Source organism: Janthinobacterium sp. GMG2, assembly GCF_033949445.1.
Classification (GTDB): domain Bacteria; phylum Pseudomonadota; class Gammaproteobacteria; order Burkholderiales; family Burkholderiaceae_D; genus Janthinobacterium; species Janthinobacterium aestuarii.
In genome coordinates, this window is the sequence record NZ_JAXAWA010000003.1 from 498,580 (window position 1) to 514,430 (window position 15,851).

The window sequence follows — 15,851 nt, forward strand, 5'->3', positions numbered from 1 at the left end:
GGTTGGTGAATTGGTGGCGATCGCCATCAACGCCGATCATCGGTCAAGCACGCTGGCCGGTCAAGCGGATTCCGTCCCCCATGCGGCGGCATACGCGGGCATGTCGCAGGTGTTGAGCGCATCGGCGACGGCCGCGCCACGGCCGTGCGTGAACGGCAGTTCGCCCGTCCAGACGGCATGCGCCATGTCGCCAGCATCGTCGAGCGGGCCGCCCTTGCGCTGCTTGACGGCGTATTCGTCGAGCGCGATGCGCAGCACGGTGGTGGCCGCGTATTCCTTGGCGTTGCCGCCGCGCACGTGCGCCAGGCGTCCCGGCATCAGCTTTTCCATCAGCGCATCCATGGCCGCATGCTGCTGGCCGATATCGTTGACTTTTTCAAACCGCCCGTACACCATCGCCGAACGGTAGTTCATCGTGTGGTTGAAGGCGGAGCGCGCCAGTACCAGGCCGTCGAGATGGGTGACCGTCACGCATACGTCGCTGTCTTGCAGGAGCTTGAGCATGCGGCTGCCGTTCGAGCCGTGGATATACAGGTGGCCATCGATGCGCCAGCAGGCGGTCGGAATGCAATGGCTGCCCTTGTCGTCGTGGAAGGCGATATGGCACAGGTAGGCGGCATCGAGGATGGCGTACAGGGCGGTTTGCTCGTAGCTGGCCAGTTCGGCGACGCGGCGCACGCGGGTACGGGGGCTGGGAGGCAGGGCGGTAGTGGTCATGGCGGAAGTCCCGTTGGTTGAAGAGGAAGGCCGCACTATAATCGGCATCTGGCCCTGAAAAAAGATCCAGAACCGATAAATAATGTAGAGCCACAGTTGAGGGAGCCACATGGATTTTGCTTTGCTGCTGAGCGCATTCGAGCGCACGCACCGCGAGCGGGGCTGGCCGCGCCAGCGCCTGCTGCATGAATGCCTGCGCGCGGCGATCCGCGGCGGCCAGCTGGCCCCTGGCACGCGCCTGGCCGCCACGCGCGTGCTGGCCGCGGAACTGGGACTGGCGCGCAATACCGTGCTGTACGCCTACGAGCAATTGGCCAGCGAAGGGTTTGTCTTGCCGGACCGGCGCGGCACCGTCGTCGCCGGCAGCGTGGGCGTGCCGGAAGCGGCACCTGCTGCCGGCGGCAGCAATGACGGCTTGTCGCGCCGCGCCCGGCGTTTGCGCGGCGTGGCGGGACAGGATGCCGGCGCGGCGGTGGTGTTTCCCGCCGACGCCATGGGCGCGTTCGCGCCTGGCGTGCCGGCGCTCGACGAATTTCCGCTGGCGCAGTGGCGGCGCATGCTGGACCGCGCATGGCGCGCGCTGACGCCGCGCCAGCTCAATTACGGCGACCCTGCCGGCGAGCCGCAGCTGCGCATGGCCATCGCCGACCATTTGCGCGCCGCGCGCGGCGTCGTCTGCGATGCGGGCCAGGTGTTCATCACGGACGGCACGCAAAGCAGCCTCGATGTCTGCCTGCGCGCCTTTGCCGACCAGGGCGATACCTTGTGGATTGAGCATCCCGGCTATGGCGGCGCGCTGGCGGCGGGCCGTGGCGCCGGCTTGCAGGTGACGGGTATCGCCGTCGACATGGATGGCATCGCGCCGACGGACGACGACTGGCGCGATACGCCGCCGCGCCTGATCTACACGACGCCGTCGCACCAGTATCCGACGGGCAGCGTACTCAGTCCCGCGCGCCGCATGGCGCTGCTCGAACGCGCGCGCGCGGCCGGCGCCCTGATCATCGAAGACGATTACGACAGCGAATTTCGCCATGGCGGGCCACCGCTGGCAGCCATGCAGGGACTGGTGGCCGACGCGCCCATCGTATATCTGGGTACCTTCAGCAAGACCATGTTCCCCGCCTTGCGCCTGGCCTTTATCGTCGTGCCGGCCGCGCTGGCCGGGGCCTTCGCGCAGATGCAGGCGCAGGGCGCCGCGCGGGGCCGCGTGGCGGAACAGCTGGCGCTGGCCGAGTTCCTGCGCAGCGGCCTGTTTGCGCGCCATGTACGCCGCATGCGCCGCCTGTACCGCCAGCGCCGCGACGCCTTGAGCGAGGCACTGCAGCGCCATGCGTGTTGGGGCGCGGCCATCCATGGCGGCACGGCCGGCATGCACCTGGCGCTGCGTTTCCATGATGGCGCATGGGATGACCTGGCGCTGAGCCGCCGCGCCGCGCAGGACGGCATCGTGGCGCTGGCGCTGTCCGCGCATGGCACGGGCGAGGGGACGCGAGAAGAGGCAGGCTGGAACGGTTTCCTGCTCGGCTATGCGCAGGTGCCGGCCGAGAATATGGATGGCCTGGCGCGCCGCCTGGGCGCAGTGCTGCCAGCGTGAGATTACGACTTTACTGCTGATCCTGCATCCACTGCTTCAAACCGTTGACCCAGTTCTTGGCGGGCAGGTTGAACTGCTTCTTGATGGTGGCGGCGCGTTCGTATAGCTCGCTGAAGTCGAGCGATGGCGATTTTTTGAAGGCCAGCACGACGATGTTTTCATCTTCCATTTCCGGCACCCAGACGACGGCGTCGAAGACCAGTTCCATCGCCTGCAGATTCTTGTCGTAGTTGGGGAAGTCGCCGAAGACATTCGTGCACATGATGCCCTCGTCCGTCAGGCAGTCGAAGCATGCCTGGTAGAACTCGGGCGTGTCGAGCACGGGGCCGCGCGCGTCTTCATCGTACAGGTCCACCTGCAGCGCGTCGACGGTGCCATGGTTGGCCGGGTCGAGCACGAAGTCGAGCGCATTCATTTCGCGCACATCGAGGCGTGCATCGTTCGGCGGCAGCGCGAACTGGGCGCCGCAGATGGCGATCACGTTCGGATTGAGTTCGATGGCCGTGACCGCGGCGTCGGGGAAGCGGCGGTAGCTGAACTTGGTCAGCGCGGCGCTGCCCAGGCCCAGCTGCACGATGCGTCTGGGCTGCGTCTTGAACAGCATCCACATCATCATCATCTGCACGTATTCGAGCTCGATGGCATCGGGTTTGTCGAGGCGCATGGCGCCTTGCACCCACTTGGTTCCCAGGTGCAGGTAGCGGATGCCGCGGTGTTCGGTGGTGGTGGCGGGCGGGTGGCCCGGGTGGCTGAAAGCGGTATGGCTGGTGGAGGTAAAGTCGGTCGTCATGGCGCCAGTTTAGCAGCCGCCAAAGAAAAAGACGCCGTGGCGTCTTTTGGGTGGAGCGCTCAAGATTGTTTGCGGCGCCGCGCCAGGAAGCCGAGTATGCCCAGGCCGGCCAGCAGCATGCCATAGGTTTCCGGTTCAGGAACGGGAGCCAGGTTCAGGTTGAAGACGCCGCCATAGCTGCCGCCCTTGGTGTTGCCGATGACGGTGAGGACCAGCGGGCCATTGAACAGGAGGTTCGTCGGCGCCAGTATTTCGCCCTGGGCATAGCCAAAGACGGTGGGGCCGCCAAAGCCGGTCAGGCCGATGCCATTCAGGTTGGCGCTGGTGAAGCTGATGGAGGAACTGTCCGAACCCGTGACGGACAGGTTGGCCAGAAAGGCTTGCGCGGTGGAACCGAAGGTCGCATCGGGTGTGAACGTGAAGGTATCGGTGAAGTCGCCGAGCGGACTGGGCACGGCGCTGAAGCCGCTGGTCCACAGATTCCCCGTGGTATTGACGAGGTTGACGATGTAGTCGGCGGCACTGGCGCTGCCGATGGAAGCAGCGCTCAGTACTGCCGCTGCGATGAGTGATTTTAATTTCATGTTGATCCCCGCGAAAAGACGATTGATGTTTCAAAAAAACCGTACCGCGCTGATAAATTATCGCTGAGACATCACGTTGTCAATTAGTTATTTCAATATCATTATGCAAACTCAAATAGCTTATTTCTAACACACGGGCATGGGACGTGAGTGATTTCAATATTGACAATTGTTATTGTCAATATTTTACTCAAAAATCGTCCGGGGTTTTGTGGTCTAGAAATCGTTACGCTGGGAACTAATTTCTGTCCAGCAAGGGAAGAATCAAGGTCACCGCCAGGCCGCCACCCTCGCGGTTGGCCAGGGTGATGCGCCCGCCATGGGCTTCGGAGATTTCGCGCGCCAGGGCCAGGCCCAGTCCCGTGCCGCTGCGCTTGGTGGAATAAAACGGCACCAGCGCGTTTTCCAGCACGGCGCCGCTCATGCCCGGCCCGCGGTCGCGCACTTCGATGCGCAGCTGGCCATGCGCCTGGCTGACGTGCAGGCCGATATGCTCTTCCCGCGAGCCCGATTCCAGCGCATTCTTGAGCAGGTTCAGCAGCGCTTGCTGCATTTGCGCCGCATCGAACAAGGCCGCTTGCGCGGGCGGCGGGGCGTCGAGCGTGAAGGCTGCTTGCGAGGCCAGGCTGTCAAGGAAGAGGGGCCATTCGCATGGCGCCAGGCGCGGCGCGGGCAACTTGGCAAAGCGCGCATAGCCGAGGATGAAGGTTTCCAGGTGACGCGTGCGCTCTTCGATGGTGGCGAGGATTTGCGGCAGGCGCTCCGTCTGGCCGCGGCGCACCAGCTCGGCGCCGGAGTGGGCCAGCGAGGCCAGTGGCGCCAGCGAGTTGTTGAGTTCGTGGCTGATGACGCGGATGACTTTTTTCCAGGTCTGCACTTCCTGCCGGCGCAGTTCCAGGGTCAGCTGGCGCAACAGTAGCAGTTCGTGCTTGCGTCCGTTCAGGCTGAAGCTGCGCCGCGCCAGGTGATACACCTCTTCCTGTTCCCCTTCGCCGCTGGTAAACAAGCCGTCGTTGCGGCGCGCCAGCGCTTCGGCCAGTGCCGGCGCCGCCTGCTGCACGATGTCGGCCAGGTGATGCCCTTCGAGCCGGCGTCCCTGGTGCAGCAACTGGCGCGCGGCCAGGTTGGCGTAGACGATGGCGCTGCCCTCGGCCACCAGCAGCATGGCCACCGGCGTGTTCTGGACCATGGTGTCGAGCAGCAGTTCGCGCTGCACCAGGTCCAGGCGCTGCTTGCGCAGCACGTCGCCCAGCGCATTGTGGGCCGCCACCAGGTCGGCCAGCTCATCGTCCTGCGGCCAGCGCAGGCTGAAGCCGAAATCGCCGTCCTGGTAGCTCGTCACTGTGCCGCTCAAGGCGCGAAACAGCGACAGCATCGATTGCAGCTGCGCGCGGATGGTGATGACGGCCACCGGCAGCACGCACAGCAGGGTACCGGCCAGCACCAGCAGCGGCTGGCCTGGCAAAAAGTGCGCGAGCAGCAGCGCGATGATGATGCCCAGCACCAGCAGGGTGACGATCAGCGCCGTCCAGCGCGTGAGCAGCGAGAGGCGCATGGGGCGGTATCCCATCAGCCGCGCGCGATGCCCAGGCGTTCCATGCGACGGTACAGTGCCTGGCGCGACAGCCCCAGTTCCTGCGCCGCTTGCGCCACCACGCCGTGCGCACGCGCGAGCGCCGCGGTGACGCTGTCGCGGTCCGGTTCCGTCGCGCCGGCATCTTGCGGCGCGCGCGGCGATGCCGCACCGGCCAGCGGCAAGCCCGTTTCCAGCGCGCCGATCACCGGGCCGGCCGTCAGCAGGCTGGCGCGCTGCATGACGTTTTTCAGTTCGCGCACATTGCCTGGCCAGCCGTGCGCCAGCAAGGTCGCCTGCGCCTGCGCGTCCAGCGTCTTTTCGCCGCCCAGGAAATGCCGCGCCAGGAACAGGATGTCCAGCGGGCGCTGGGCCAGCGCCGGCAATCGCAGTTCGATCACGTTCAGGCGGTAGAACAGGTCTTCGCGAAACGTGCCGGCCTTGATCATCGCCGGCAGGTCGGCGTTGCTGGCGCTGATGACGCGCACTTTCACTTGCCGCTCGCGGTTCGAGCCGAGGCGCTCGAAGCGTCCCGTTTCGAGCACGCGCAGCAGTTTCATTTGTCCGGCCAGCGGCAGGTTGCCGATCTCGTCGAGGAACAGGGTGCCGCCGTCGGCCGCGTCGAACTTGCCGTCGCGTGCGCGCGTGATGCCCGTATAGGCGCCTGCTTCCGCGCCGAACAGTTCCGCCTCGATCAGTTCCACGGGCACGGCGCCGCAATTGAGCACGACGAAAGGGCCGCTGGCGACCTGCGAATTGGCTTGCACGATGGCGGCGATGCGTTCCTTGCCGCTGCCGTTCGGCCCCGAAATGAGCACGGGCACGTCGGCGCGCGCCACCTGGCACGCCAGGTGCACGACTCGTTCCGTGGCCGGGTCTTGCCATACCATGCCGCGCAAGTCGAAGTCGTGTTCCAGGGCGTGGCGCTGGCGCTGCTCGGCCACCACGCGCTGGCGCAGCGCGCGGTTGGCCTGTCCCAGTTCCAGCAGGTTTTGCACGCTGGCGATCAGGCGCCGGTCATCCCATGGCTTGGCCAGGTAGTCGGCCGCGCCGGACTTGATCAGGTCGACGGCGGCGTCGAGCTGGGTCCATGCCGTCAGCAGGATCACGGGCAGGTCCGGGTAGCGCGCGCGGATCGCATGGAACAGCGCGCCGCCTTCCTCGCCCGACGTGGTGTCGGCCGTGAAATTCATGTCCTGCACCACCAGGTCGATGGCGTGGCACTCGAGCAGCTGCAAGCCTTCCTCCGGCGAGGCGGCGCGCACGGCGTCGATCTCGTGCAGGGAGAGCAGCACGTCGAGCGCGATGGCCACGGCGGCATTGTCGTCAATAATCAGTACGGTAGGCATGCGCGCAGCATATCACTGAGGTGCCGGCTCAGGCACTGCGGGTGGCAGTGGCGGGCGAAATGCTGGCCGCGCGCCATGCCGGGCCGTACACGGCGCCCACGCCCAGCAACCAGAACACGAGCGCGCCGGCCAGCAGATAGCCGGGCGGCAGCCGCGCCATTTCCAGCTGGCTTACCAGCAGCTGGTTCAAACCCAATCCCAGCAGCACGCCGCACGCCACGCCGACGCTGGTGATCATGAAATTCTCGGTCAGGAAATAGCGCAGGATGTCGATGCGGCGGGCGCCCAGGGCGCGGCGCACGCCGATCTGTTTGCGGCGCTGCGACACCCACAGGCTGGCGATGCCGACGATGCCGCTGGCGGTGACCAGCAGCAGCAGGGTCGACACGGCGATCAGCATCCACGACAGGCCCTGGTCGGCACGGTAGCGCGCCTTGCGGTGCTGTTCCAGGGTGTCGGTGTGTACCAGCAGCCGGTCCGTGCTGGACCTGCGGATGGCCTGCTCCGCCTCCTGCATCAGGCGGTCACGCTGGCCGGGTTCGGCCCGCACGGCGTACATCAGCAGGTCGCGTCCCCCCGTCAGGCGTGTCGGCAGCAGGGCCGAATACTCGCCGCGCGGCTTGGTCTGCGCGCCCTGGGTCTGCAGCCGTTCGACGATTCCCACCACGCGCAGTTCCGGGTCGTCGTTGCCGGTGCCCTGGTACAAGGTCTTGCCGACAAAGCTGGTCTCGCCGGGCCAGATCTTTTGCGCCGCCGCCCGCGTCAGTATCAGCACCTTGGGCGAGCTCTCATCGACGTCTTCGTTGATTTCGGGCACCTCGTCGGGCCGGAAATCGCGGCCTTCGACCAATTGCAAGCCATACGTCCTGATCAGCGAATCGGGACTGACATAGGTGGACACTTCGGCGCTGGCCGAAGCCTGGCCGCGCTTGGCCGACACGCTGGTACTGTGGCCGGAGCGCGACAGCACCGCCTGCGACGTTTGCGCCACCGACATCACGCCCGGCAGCGCGCGCAGCAGTGCCGCCTGGCGCTTCTGTTCCGCCAACTGGCGCTCATGGCTGCCGCGGTTGATGTTCTGGATACTGACGTAAAAAATATCGCTTTCGGCGGCCACGCCGGTGGGCCGCGCGGCGACGGCCTGGCGCAGGTTGACGATGTGCAGGGCGTTGGCCAGGATGGCCAGGCTGATTGCCACTTGCACCGCCACCAGGACGGCGCCGGTTTTGCTGCGCATCAGCGCCGACAGGATGGGACGGATTTCCATGCTGGACCTCATGTTGGGTAAACGATGTTCATTGGGATTTGAGCTGGATCGCCGGCGTCACCTGGCAGGCGCGCCAGGTGGGCAGCAGGCCTGCCAGCACGGCGGCCAGCACCGACATGGCAAACGTCAGCAGCAGCATCGGTATGTCCATGTGCGCCACCGTGCCCAGATCCTCCGACTGCTTGCTGACCACGGCCAGCGCGCCAAACGCCAGCAGCAGGCCCAGTACGCCACCGGCCAGGCCGATCACGGTGGTCTCGATCAGGAACTGGCGGAAGATGTCGCGCCGGGTGGCGCCCAGCGCGCGGCGGATGCCCACCTCGGACGCGCGCACGGAAAACTTCGCCAGCAGCAGGCCGATGGTATTGACCAGGCACAGCAGCAAGAAGCCGAAGGCCAGCCATGCCGCCAGCTTGTTGTCGTTGTCGACCACCTGCAAAAAACCCATCCATTCGTTCAGGTCGTACAGGCTGTTCGGCGCATTGCGCTGCATGCGCCCCAGCTTGCGCTGCTCGCCCGCATAGGCGTCCAGGTATTGCTGCAACTGGCCGCGCTCGCCGCTGCTGGCCATCTCGAACCAGAACTGCAGCCAGGTGCAGCCCGAGGCGAGCGTGCCCTGGTAGCCGGGTGCGTTATTGTCGCCATTGCAGCTCATGCCGCCATCGTGCACGGTCTCGTGGCGGATCGCGCTGGCGAATGGAATGAAGAATTCGTCCTCCGGCCCGAATGCCCCCTTGCTGCCGATAATGTGATGGGCGCGCGGCACGACGTCCCAGGTGGCCAAGACGCCCGTCACCATGTAGGGCCGGCCCAGCACCGTGACGCGCTGGCCGACCGGATTGGCGCTGCCGACCAGTTTCTCCGACAGCGCGCGGCTGAGCACGATCACGTCGGCGCCGCTGGCGTCGTCGGCGTCGCTCCATGGCTGGCCGTACAGGAATGGCGGCTCGAACATGGCAAAGAAGTCGCGCGTGGGCGCCATGCCCTGCGCATTGAAGACGCCGATATCCTTGCGCAAGGGTTCGACCGGGCCGGCCACGCCGAACATCACGGTGCGGCGTACGCCGATTTTGCTGCGCATGAAGTTCTGGGCGTCGATATAGCTCATCTGCATTTGCGGAAAGCCCGGCTTTTCACCGGCGACATAGCCTTTCATGGGCAGGATGTCGATCATCGGCACGAACAGGCGGTCGCTCTTGTGCGGCAGCGGGTCGCCCGACATGGCGTGCAGGATGGTGACGGTGGACACGCTGGCGGCCACGCCGACGGCCAGGGTCAGTATCATCAGCGCCGTCAGGGCGCGGTTGCGGCGCAGGCTGCGCAAGCCCAAGGTGAAATAGTAGCGGAACATGGGCTCTCCTTACGCGGTCGCGGCGTGCTGCGGCCTGGCCGACAGCGTGGCGCCGTGCTGCACCAGGTCCGACACCTGGCCGTCGATGATGTGCACGTTGCGCTGGCTGCGCAGCGCCAGTTCCGGATCGTGCGTGACCATCAGGATGGTGGTGCCTTGCGCGTTGATGTCTTCCAGCAGTTCCATTACGCCGCGCGCCATCTGCGTGTCCAGGTTGCCCGTCGGTTCATCGGCCAGCAGCAGCTTGGGCGAGCCGGCCAGCGCGCGCGCGATCGCCACGCGCTGCTGCTGGCCGCCCGACAGTTCGGCCGGATAATGCTTCATGCGCGAGGCCAGGCCGACCTTGGCCAGCGCGTCCTCGATGCGTTCCTTGCGTTCGGCGCGGTTGAAGCCCCGGTAGCGCAGCGGCACGTCGACGTTGTCGAACAGCGACAGGTCGGGAATCAGATTAAAACCCTGGAAGATGAAGCCGAGTTTTTCATTGCGCAGGCGCGAGCGGGCATTGTCGTCCATGCCCCTGACGTTGACGCCGTCGAGTATGTATTCGCCGTCGGTGAATTCCTCGAGCAGGCCGGCGATGTTCAGAAAGCTCGTCTTGCCCGAGCCGGACGGCCCCGTGACGGTGACGAATTCACCTTGTTGCACATGGATGTCGAAGCCGCGCAGCGCGTGGGTTTCGATCATGTGGGTGCGGTAGACTTTGCTCAGGTTTTGCATGCGCAGCATGGAGGGCCTCTCAGGGTATAAGTTGAATGATGTGTCAGTTGAGCGAGACGCGGGCCGCGTTCTCGAAGTTTTCCGTACCGGCGATGACCACCTTGTCGCCCAGCTTCAAGCCGTCGAGGATTTCCACGGCCGACACGCTGGTCGCGCCCAGCTTGATCGGCGTGCGCATCGCCACGCCGTCGCGCACGACGTAGGCGAAACGGCCGCCTTCCGCTTCGACGAAGGAGCCGCGCGCCAGCATCAGCACATTCGGTTTTTCATCGATCAGCAGGCGTGCCGCCACGCGCTGGTTCTGGCGCAGGCCGGCCGGCTGTTCGCCGTCGAAACGCACGCGCGCCAGCACCTGGTTTTTCACCACTTCGGGCGACAGCGCCGACAGCTTGCCGGTCGCCCGGATGGCACCTGTTTCGATCTCGGCGCGCATGCCCAGGCCGATGTCGGCCACATACGTTTCCGGCACCTCGAGCTCGACTTCCAGCTGCGACAGGTCGACCAGGGTCATCAGTGCCGTATTGGCTTGCACCACGCTGCGGTTGGCCACCGACAGGGTGCCGATGAAGCCGTTGACGGGAGCACGCACGGTCAGTTCATCGACCCTGCGCTGGGCGTTGTCGCGGACGAGACGCTGGCGTTCGAGTTCATTGCTCTTTGTTTTCAGGGCCAGGGTCACGTCTTCGCTTTCCAGGCCCGCCGCCTGCGAAGCGTGCTTGCTGCGGATATCGGCCGAATTCAAGGCATCCTTGGCCTTCTGGTAATCGATCTTGGCGATGATGCCCACCTGCGCCACGCTCTCGTAGCGTTCGAGCGTGCGCTGTGCGGACAGGCGGTCGATTTCAGCCGTATCGGCTTCGCGCCGCGCCAGCAGTTTCTGCTTCTTGGCCAGGATCTGCTGGCGCGCCACTTCCGCCTCCAGCTGCTGCACGCTCGATTGTTCGCGTTTGAGTGCGTCGGACAGGTCCGGCGACTCCAGCAAGGCCAGGATGTCGCCCTTTTTCACCGTGTCGCCCGCCTTCGCTTTCAGCGTGACGGTGGCCACCGTGGTCGAATACAGGGTCGGGCTGATGGCGGCGACGATGCGGCCCGTGACGGCCGCGTCGCGTATCAGGGTGCCGCGCGTGACGTCGGCGATGCGCAGGCGGCTGCTGTTGACGGAATGCTCGCTGTTGCGCCAGCCGGCAACGACAGCGATGGCGCCGCCGATGATGACGACGGCGCCAGCGAGCAGCAGGGCGCGTCGCTTGTGGCGCTGGCCTGGCGGAGCGGACAGTACGGCGTCTTGAGAAGAGGTATCGCGGATCATGGTCATGTCTCGTGAAGGATTTCCTTTCCAATGCACGATCCATGCCAATGATTAAATCATTGATTTGAATGGAAAAAAATATGGGCGTCCGGCTGTCCGCCGTGTCCGCGCTGTCCAGGCGGTGTCCGTGTGCAAGTCGCACTTGATAAATAGGCAATCGCCTGCATCTGCTGTGGCGTTCCCTTCATTGACTCCTCCACAGGCGCCATGCATCCGTTCCTCCAGCAACTTTTCCCTGCCAGCGTCTTCGCGCCGGCGCTCGACTATCCTTTCGCGCGCAGCGACGTGGCGATGCTGCAGCAACTGACGGGCGAGGCTCCATCGCTCGATCGCCAGACCTGGGACGAGCTGATGCTCGACCAGTATGCGGCGCAGCTGGCGCGCGAGACCAGCATCTTCGGCCAGCAGGAGTTGCACCGGCGCTTGAGCGGCGGCCAGGCCAACCCTGCCTCGATCGCGCGCGTCAAACAGTTGCTGGATGACCCGACCCAGGTGACCGCCATGGAGCATGCCTGCCTGCCCTTGCGCCAGGCCGATACGGAAGTGAGCGAAACCCTGTTCGGCCCGGCGCTGCCGCCGGCGCCATGGTGGCGCATCTGGCTATGGCTGGTGCCGCTGGCCTTGGTGCTGGCCATCGCCGCCACCTGGCTGGTGGGCTGGCCGGCGCTGTTTGGCGTGCTGGCCGCCTGTGTCGCGTTGATGGCTGTGCAGGTGCGTTTTTACGAAAGTGCCAAAGCGTGGGAGCGCACGCTCGATACCTTGCGCTATCTGCTGAAGACCCGTACCGCGCTGGCGCGGCTCGATGTGCCGGCAGTCTTGCCATTGGCTGCCGGCAGCGCGCAGGCGGCCAGGCTGACGCGCGCCATCGAGCGCTCGCTGCTGCATTACGTACCCTTCGTCGATACGGTACTGGTCGAATATGGCGACTGGTTGCTGCTGAAAAACGTCAAGCGCTATTTCCGCACGCGCCAGCTGGTGGCGCAGCAGTTGCCCTTCCTGCGCGACAGCTTTAGCCAGGTGGCGCAGCTGGAGGCGGATCTGGCGCTGGCGCGGCAGTTGCGTGCGGCGCCCGTGTTTTGCTGGGCGGGTAGCGCGGCGCCGCGCGCGCTGGCTTTGCAGGGCATGCGGCATCCCTTGCTGGAGAACGCCGCGCCGCTGTCGTTCGGCGTGCAGGGCAAGGGCAGTTTCATCTCAGGCCAGAACGGTATCGGCAAGAGCACCTTGCTGCGCTGCATAGGCTTGAATCTGGTCTGCGCGCGGGCCTTTGGCTTCTGTCATGCGGACAGCGCCGATGTGCCGCGCCTGGTCGTGTATTCGAGCATGCAGAACGAGGATTCGCTCGATGGCGGTGAAAGTCTGTATATCGCCGAATTGCGGCGCGCGCGCGAATTGCTGGCGCTGGCCGAAGAGGGCGTGCCTGCCCTGTTCCTGATCGATGAAATTTTCCGCGGCACGAATCACCTCGAATCGGTGGCGGCGGCCGCCGCCGTGCTGCACAGCCTGGCCGCGCAGCACCTGGTGATCGTCTCCTCGCACAATCTGGTGCTGGGGCCGCTGCTGGAGGACTGCCTGGCGCCGTGGTGCGTGCGCCGCGATGAGGCGGGCGCGTTATTGCTGGCGCCCGGCGTGCTGCAGGCCACGAATGGCATCGCCCTGCTGGCGCAGCGCGGTTTTGACGCCGGTATCGCGGACAAGGCGGGCCGCGTCTTCGATTGGCTCAGTACCCACATGGCGCAGCCGGCCGATTGCGGCGGCGTGCTGGAACGGGCGTGATGGCCGCCCTTACTTGTCCTGCTTCTCCGGCGTGCTCTTGTCGATCACTTCGCGGCAATCGCCGCGGATGATGGCGTTGTCGTAGTTGGTCCAGCCGTAGCTGTCGACGTAGCGCTTGTGCTGCTTGAAGCGGGCGCTGGCGATGCTCCATTCGGGCTGTTCGCCGGCAAAGCGGATGTCGCCCAGGTCGAGCAGCGTATGAAACATGTTTTCCGTCGACAGGCGCGCTTTCTGATGGCGCCGCAGCTGCGTCACCTTGTCCGGATAGTGCTGCTGGAATTGCGGCGAATACCAGACGAAGGCGGGCACGTGGAATTCGAACTGCGTGTTGTGGCCGTGGAAGGCAAGGCGGCAGGTGCCGTCGTACAGCGTCTGGCCGTGGTCGGCCACGTAGACGAGCGAGCTGCGCAGGGCGGTGCGCTGGCCGTCGTCCTTCAGCATGCCGATCACGTTCGACAGGAACCAGTCCGTGTACAGGATGGAGCTGTCGTAGCTGTTGTTCAGCTGCGGCTTGATCGCCGTATCCGTGTAGACGGGCTTGTCGACACCGAACAGTGACGGCTGCCACTTGTCGAACGATTTCGGATAGCGCTGGCTGTAGTTCCAGTGGCTGCCCAGGGTGTGCAGCACGATGAGTTTTTTCGGCGCCGGGTCGGCCAGCGCGTTCTTGAATGGGTCGAACAGGATCTGGTCGAAGTTCGAACTGTTGGTAAAGCCGCCCAGGTTCAGGAATTGCACCACGTCCGCTTCCTTGGCGAAGACGGACACGGGCGTGTCGAACTGGCCGAACGAGATCTGGTTCGACAGCCAGTAGGTCTTGAAGCCCGCTTCCTTGTAGGCGGTCAGGAAGGATTTTTCCGAGAAGCCATCCTTGAGGCTTTGCGTGGCCGGCTTGCGCGAGATGATGACGGGCACGGACAGACGCGTGGCGGAAACGGCCGTGATGACGTCGGCCAGCGGCACCAGGTTGCTTTCCTGTTTCAGCAGGGGATTGGTGTCGCGTTCGTAGCCGTTCAAGCTCCAGCGGTCGTAGCGCGACGATTCGCCGATCACCATGACCACCACTTCCGGGCTGGTATCGGGCTGTTGCTGGTGCGCGCCGAAACGGAAGCTGCTGCTTTTCTGTCCCAGTTCGGCCAGGTACTTGCGTTCCTTGTAGAAATCGAAGCCGCGCGCGGCCAGGCCGAAGGGCCAGGAATTGCTGACGGTGTCGAAGGCGTAGGGCAGGCGCGCCCAGTGGGGCAGGCTGGGCCAGCCCAGGCCCGTTTCATCGGCGCCGGCGATGCTGGCGTTCTCCGGCTTGCTGCTTTCCTCGTCTTCCTCCTCCGTTTCATCGTCGGCCGAGCTGGCGTCGCCGAAGCCGGAGGCGCCCGCCTTGGCGCTGGCCGACGGCTTGCTGGCCTTCGCGGACGCGGCGGCGCTGTGCACGGCCTTGGCCTCGAAACCGAATTCGTAGCCATACCACCAGAAGCCGCCCAGCAGGATCAGCAGCACGAAGGCGGCCGGGCGCGTCTTGCCGCGCCAATCGAGGTCGCGCGTGCGCGTGGCCGCATACCAGCTCAGGGCGCACCAGGTGATCACGCCCAGCATGACGGCGCCCATCAGCCATACTTTTTGCCCGAGGAATTCCATCGCTTCCTTGGGGCTGGTTTCGAAGATGATGCCCAGGTGGTGCGTGGAAATGCCCTGGCCATAAAAGATGAACAGGTAGATTTCCGTCGGCAGGGCCAGGAAGGCGGGCACCAGCAGCCAGTGGAAGTAGGCGGGGCGCTTGAAGATGCTCCAGACGGCCAGCCAGGCCAGCAGCTCGAACGTGAGCATCTGCCACGGATGCTCGAGCGCACGCCCCAGCAGCGCGGGGATGAAGGGCACGGCCGTCAGCGAGGCATACGTCAGGAGCAGGATCAGATTGGCGGGGCGAAGCAAGGAGCGCATAAAGGGAGGCAGCGAAAAATGTCCGCTATTATCAATCCTTTTGTTGTCTTGCGGTCACACAAGAATGTGCACGGCAGATGCTTGGCCGCAGGGGGAGAATGCCAAATCATCAATCGTTTACGCATGCCGGCATCCGCGCATCGGTGCCAAAGATTAGTCAAAATGCCACAAATACCTGCCATCTTTGCCTTTTTTTATAGCAAAAAGTGGTAAACCGATTGACCCCCTGTGGCACAAGGTCTAAACTAGCGAGTTCTCGATTTTATTCTGCTCATCGTTTACGCATTACTTGGCATTTCATGGCCGCTCCTAATCGAGTGGCTGCGGGCGCCTCCGGTGCGCAGTAGATGAAAGCGGGACGAGGTTTTAGTCGCCGGGCATCTTGCCCGGGTTATTAATCGTAGTTTTTTGTTGGATTTATAACGATGCCAACCATCAATCAATTGATTCGCAATCCACGCGTCGCTTTGACCGTGAAGAGCAAATCGCCGGCGCTGGAAAACAGCCCGCAAAAACGTGGCGTCTGCACACGTGTTTACACCACGACTCCAAAGAAGCCTAACTCGGCTCTGCGTAAAGTCGCTAAAGTTCGCCTGACCAATGGTTTCGAAGTCATTTCGTACATTGGCGGTGAAGGCCATAACCTGCAAGAGCATAGTGTTGTGCTGTTGCGCGGCGGCCGCGTCAAGGATTTGCCGGGTGTGCGTTACCACATGGTTCGCGGTGCTCTGGATACCCAAGGCGTTAAAGACCGTAAGCAATCGCGTTCGAAGTACGGTACCAAGCGCGCTAAAGCTGGCAAGAAGTAATAAGTTGTACGCAGCAAACCCAAGTTTCGCTCAGTGGCAACTAGCTAAGTGAATGTAGTCGACCGCATCTGGTCGAGTAA

At 64.4% G+C, this 15,851-nt stretch carries 13 protein-coding genes; 3 read left to right on the forward strand and 10 right to left on the reverse strand.

All coding sequences use genetic code 11. The features are described 5' to 3' along the window. Positions 1 to 60: 60 nt before the first annotated feature. Complete coding sequence (locus SKZ59_RS14295) at positions 61 to 717, reverse strand: pyridoxamine 5'-phosphate oxidase family protein (protein ID WP_319992127.1); 657 nt, start codon at positions 715 to 717, stop codon at positions 61 to 63. 109 nt (positions 718 to 826) lie between these two features. On the opposite strand from SKZ59_RS14295, the gene SKZ59_RS14300 reads away from it, so the two are divergent. Further along, a complete protein-coding gene (locus tag SKZ59_RS14300) occupies positions 827 to 2,314 on the forward strand; it encodes a PLP-dependent aminotransferase family protein (RefSeq protein WP_319992128.1) in 1,488 nt (495 codons plus the stop codon). Positions 2,315 to 2,324: 10 nt separating this feature from the next. On the opposite strand, the gene SKZ59_RS14305 is transcribed toward SKZ59_RS14300, so the two are convergent. From SKZ59_RS14305 to SKZ59_RS14340, 8 genes are all read right to left on the reverse strand, one after another. Beyond that, positions 2,325 to 3,104 carry a spermidine synthase gene (locus tag SKZ59_RS14305; RefSeq protein ID WP_319992129.1) on the reverse strand — a complete coding sequence of 260 codons (780 nt, stop codon included), beginning with the start codon at positions 3,102 to 3,104 and terminating at the stop codon, positions 2,325 to 2,327. Positions 3,105 to 3,163: 59 nt separating this feature from the next. After that, entirely contained in the window at positions 3,164 to 3,688 is a 525-nt protein-coding gene (locus tag SKZ59_RS14310) for an FxDxF family PEP-CTERM protein (protein ID WP_034753172.1), read from the reverse strand. Between the two features lie 238 nt (positions 3,689 to 3,926). Continuing rightward, the gene (locus tag SKZ59_RS14315; protein ID WP_319992130.1) at positions 3,927 to 5,243 is read right to left on the reverse strand and encodes a sensor histidine kinase; all 1,317 of its coding nucleotides are present in this window, start codon (positions 5,241 to 5,243) and stop codon (positions 3,927 to 3,929) included. A 14-nt stretch (positions 5,244 to 5,257) separates the two neighbouring features. Then, positions 5,258 to 6,610: a sigma-54 dependent transcriptional regulator gene (locus SKZ59_RS14320; protein WP_319992131.1), complete on the reverse strand. Its 1,353-nt coding sequence runs from the start codon at positions 6,608 to 6,610 to the stop codon at positions 5,258 to 5,260. 28 nt (positions 6,611 to 6,638) lie between these two features. Then, positions 6,639 to 7,877 (reverse strand): ABC transporter permease, encoded by a 1,239-nt coding sequence (locus SKZ59_RS14325; RefSeq protein WP_070301646.1) that lies wholly within the window; start codon positions 7,875 to 7,877, stop codon positions 6,639 to 6,641. A 28-nt stretch (positions 7,878 to 7,905) separates the two neighbouring features. Continuing rightward, positions 7,906 to 9,228, reverse strand: coding sequence for an ABC transporter permease (locus SKZ59_RS14330; RefSeq protein WP_070301645.1), 1,323 nt, complete (start codon positions 9,226 to 9,228; stop codon positions 7,906 to 7,908). Between the two features lie 9 nt (positions 9,229 to 9,237). Continuing rightward, on the reverse strand, positions 9,238 to 9,954 hold the full coding sequence (locus SKZ59_RS14335; RefSeq protein WP_070301644.1) for an ABC transporter ATP-binding protein: 717 nt from the start codon (positions 9,952 to 9,954) through the stop codon (positions 9,238 to 9,240). Between the two features lie 34 nt (positions 9,955 to 9,988). Next, the gene (locus SKZ59_RS14340; RefSeq protein ID WP_319992132.1) at positions 9,989 to 11,260 is read right to left on the reverse strand and encodes an efflux RND transporter periplasmic adaptor subunit; all 1,272 of its coding nucleotides are present in this window, start codon (positions 11,258 to 11,260) and stop codon (positions 9,989 to 9,991) included. Between the two features lie 201 nt (positions 11,261 to 11,461). Here SKZ59_RS14340 and SKZ59_RS14345 point away from each other — a divergent pair, with 201 nt between their 5' ends. Continuing rightward, positions 11,462 to 13,027, forward strand: a complete 1,566-nt coding sequence (locus tag SKZ59_RS14345) for a MutS-related protein (RefSeq protein ID WP_319992133.1) — start codon at positions 11,462 to 11,464, stop codon at positions 13,025 to 13,027. A 9-nt stretch (positions 13,028 to 13,036) separates the two neighbouring features. On the opposite strand, the gene SKZ59_RS14350 is transcribed toward SKZ59_RS14345, so the two are convergent. Next, positions 13,037 to 14,962 (reverse strand): phosphoethanolamine transferase, encoded by a 1,926-nt coding sequence (locus SKZ59_RS14350; RefSeq protein WP_319992134.1) that lies wholly within the window; start codon positions 14,960 to 14,962, stop codon positions 13,037 to 13,039. Between the two features lie 425 nt (positions 14,963 to 15,387). Between SKZ59_RS14350 and rpsL the strand changes: the two genes are divergently transcribed. Further along, on the forward strand, positions 15,388 to 15,771 hold the full coding sequence (gene rpsL, locus SKZ59_RS14355) for a 30S ribosomal protein S12 (RefSeq protein WP_010394376.1): 384 nt from the start codon (positions 15,388 to 15,390) through the stop codon (positions 15,769 to 15,771). Positions 15,772 to 15,851 lie beyond the last annotated feature (80 nt).

What these genes read in the sequence shown, in the direction of transcription:
- rpsL (WP_010394376.1), top strand. Translation starts at nt 15,388, where the DNA reads ATGCCAACCATCAATCAATTGATTCGCAATCCACGCGTCGCTTTGACC.
- SKZ59_RS14325 (WP_070301646.1), bottom strand. Translation starts at nt 7,877, where the DNA reads ATGGAAATCCGTCCCATCCTGTCGGCGCTGATGCGCAGCAAAACCGGC.
- SKZ59_RS14305 (WP_319992129.1), bottom strand. Translation starts at nt 3,104, where the DNA reads ATGACGACCGACTTTACCTCCACCAGCCATACCGCTTTCAGCCACCCG.
- SKZ59_RS14320 (WP_319992131.1), bottom strand. Translation starts at nt 6,610, where the DNA reads ATGCCTACCGTACTGATTATTGACGACAATGCCGCCGTGGCCATCGCG.
- SKZ59_RS14335 (WP_070301644.1), bottom strand. Translation starts at nt 9,954, where the DNA reads ATGCTGCGCATGCAAAACCTGAGCAAAGTCTACCGCACCCACATGATC.
- SKZ59_RS14315 (WP_319992130.1), bottom strand. Translation starts at nt 5,243, where the DNA reads ATGCGCCTCTCGCTGCTCACGCGCTGGACGGCGCTGATCGTCACCCTG.
- SKZ59_RS14350 (WP_319992134.1), bottom strand. Translation starts at nt 14,962, where the DNA reads ATGCGCTCCTTGCTTCGCCCCGCCAATCTGATCCTGCTCCTGACGTAT.
- SKZ59_RS14295 (WP_319992127.1), bottom strand. Translation starts at nt 717, where the DNA reads ATGACCACTACCGCCCTGCCTCCCAGCCCCCGTACCCGCGTGCGCCGC.
- SKZ59_RS14340 (WP_319992132.1), bottom strand. Translation starts at nt 11,260, where the DNA reads ATGACCATGATCCGCGATACCTCTTCTCAAGACGCCGTACTGTCCGCT.
- SKZ59_RS14345 (WP_319992133.1), top strand. Translation starts at nt 11,462, where the DNA reads ATGCATCCGTTCCTCCAGCAACTTTTCCCTGCCAGCGTCTTCGCGCCG.
- SKZ59_RS14310 (WP_034753172.1), bottom strand. Translation starts at nt 3,688, where the DNA reads ATGAAATTAAAATCACTCATCGCAGCGGCAGTACTGAGCGCTGCTTCC.
- SKZ59_RS14330 (WP_070301645.1), bottom strand. Translation starts at nt 9,228, where the DNA reads ATGTTCCGCTACTATTTCACCTTGGGCTTGCGCAGCCTGCGCCGCAAC.
- SKZ59_RS14300 (WP_319992128.1), top strand. Translation starts at nt 827, where the DNA reads ATGGATTTTGCTTTGCTGCTGAGCGCATTCGAGCGCACGCACCGCGAG.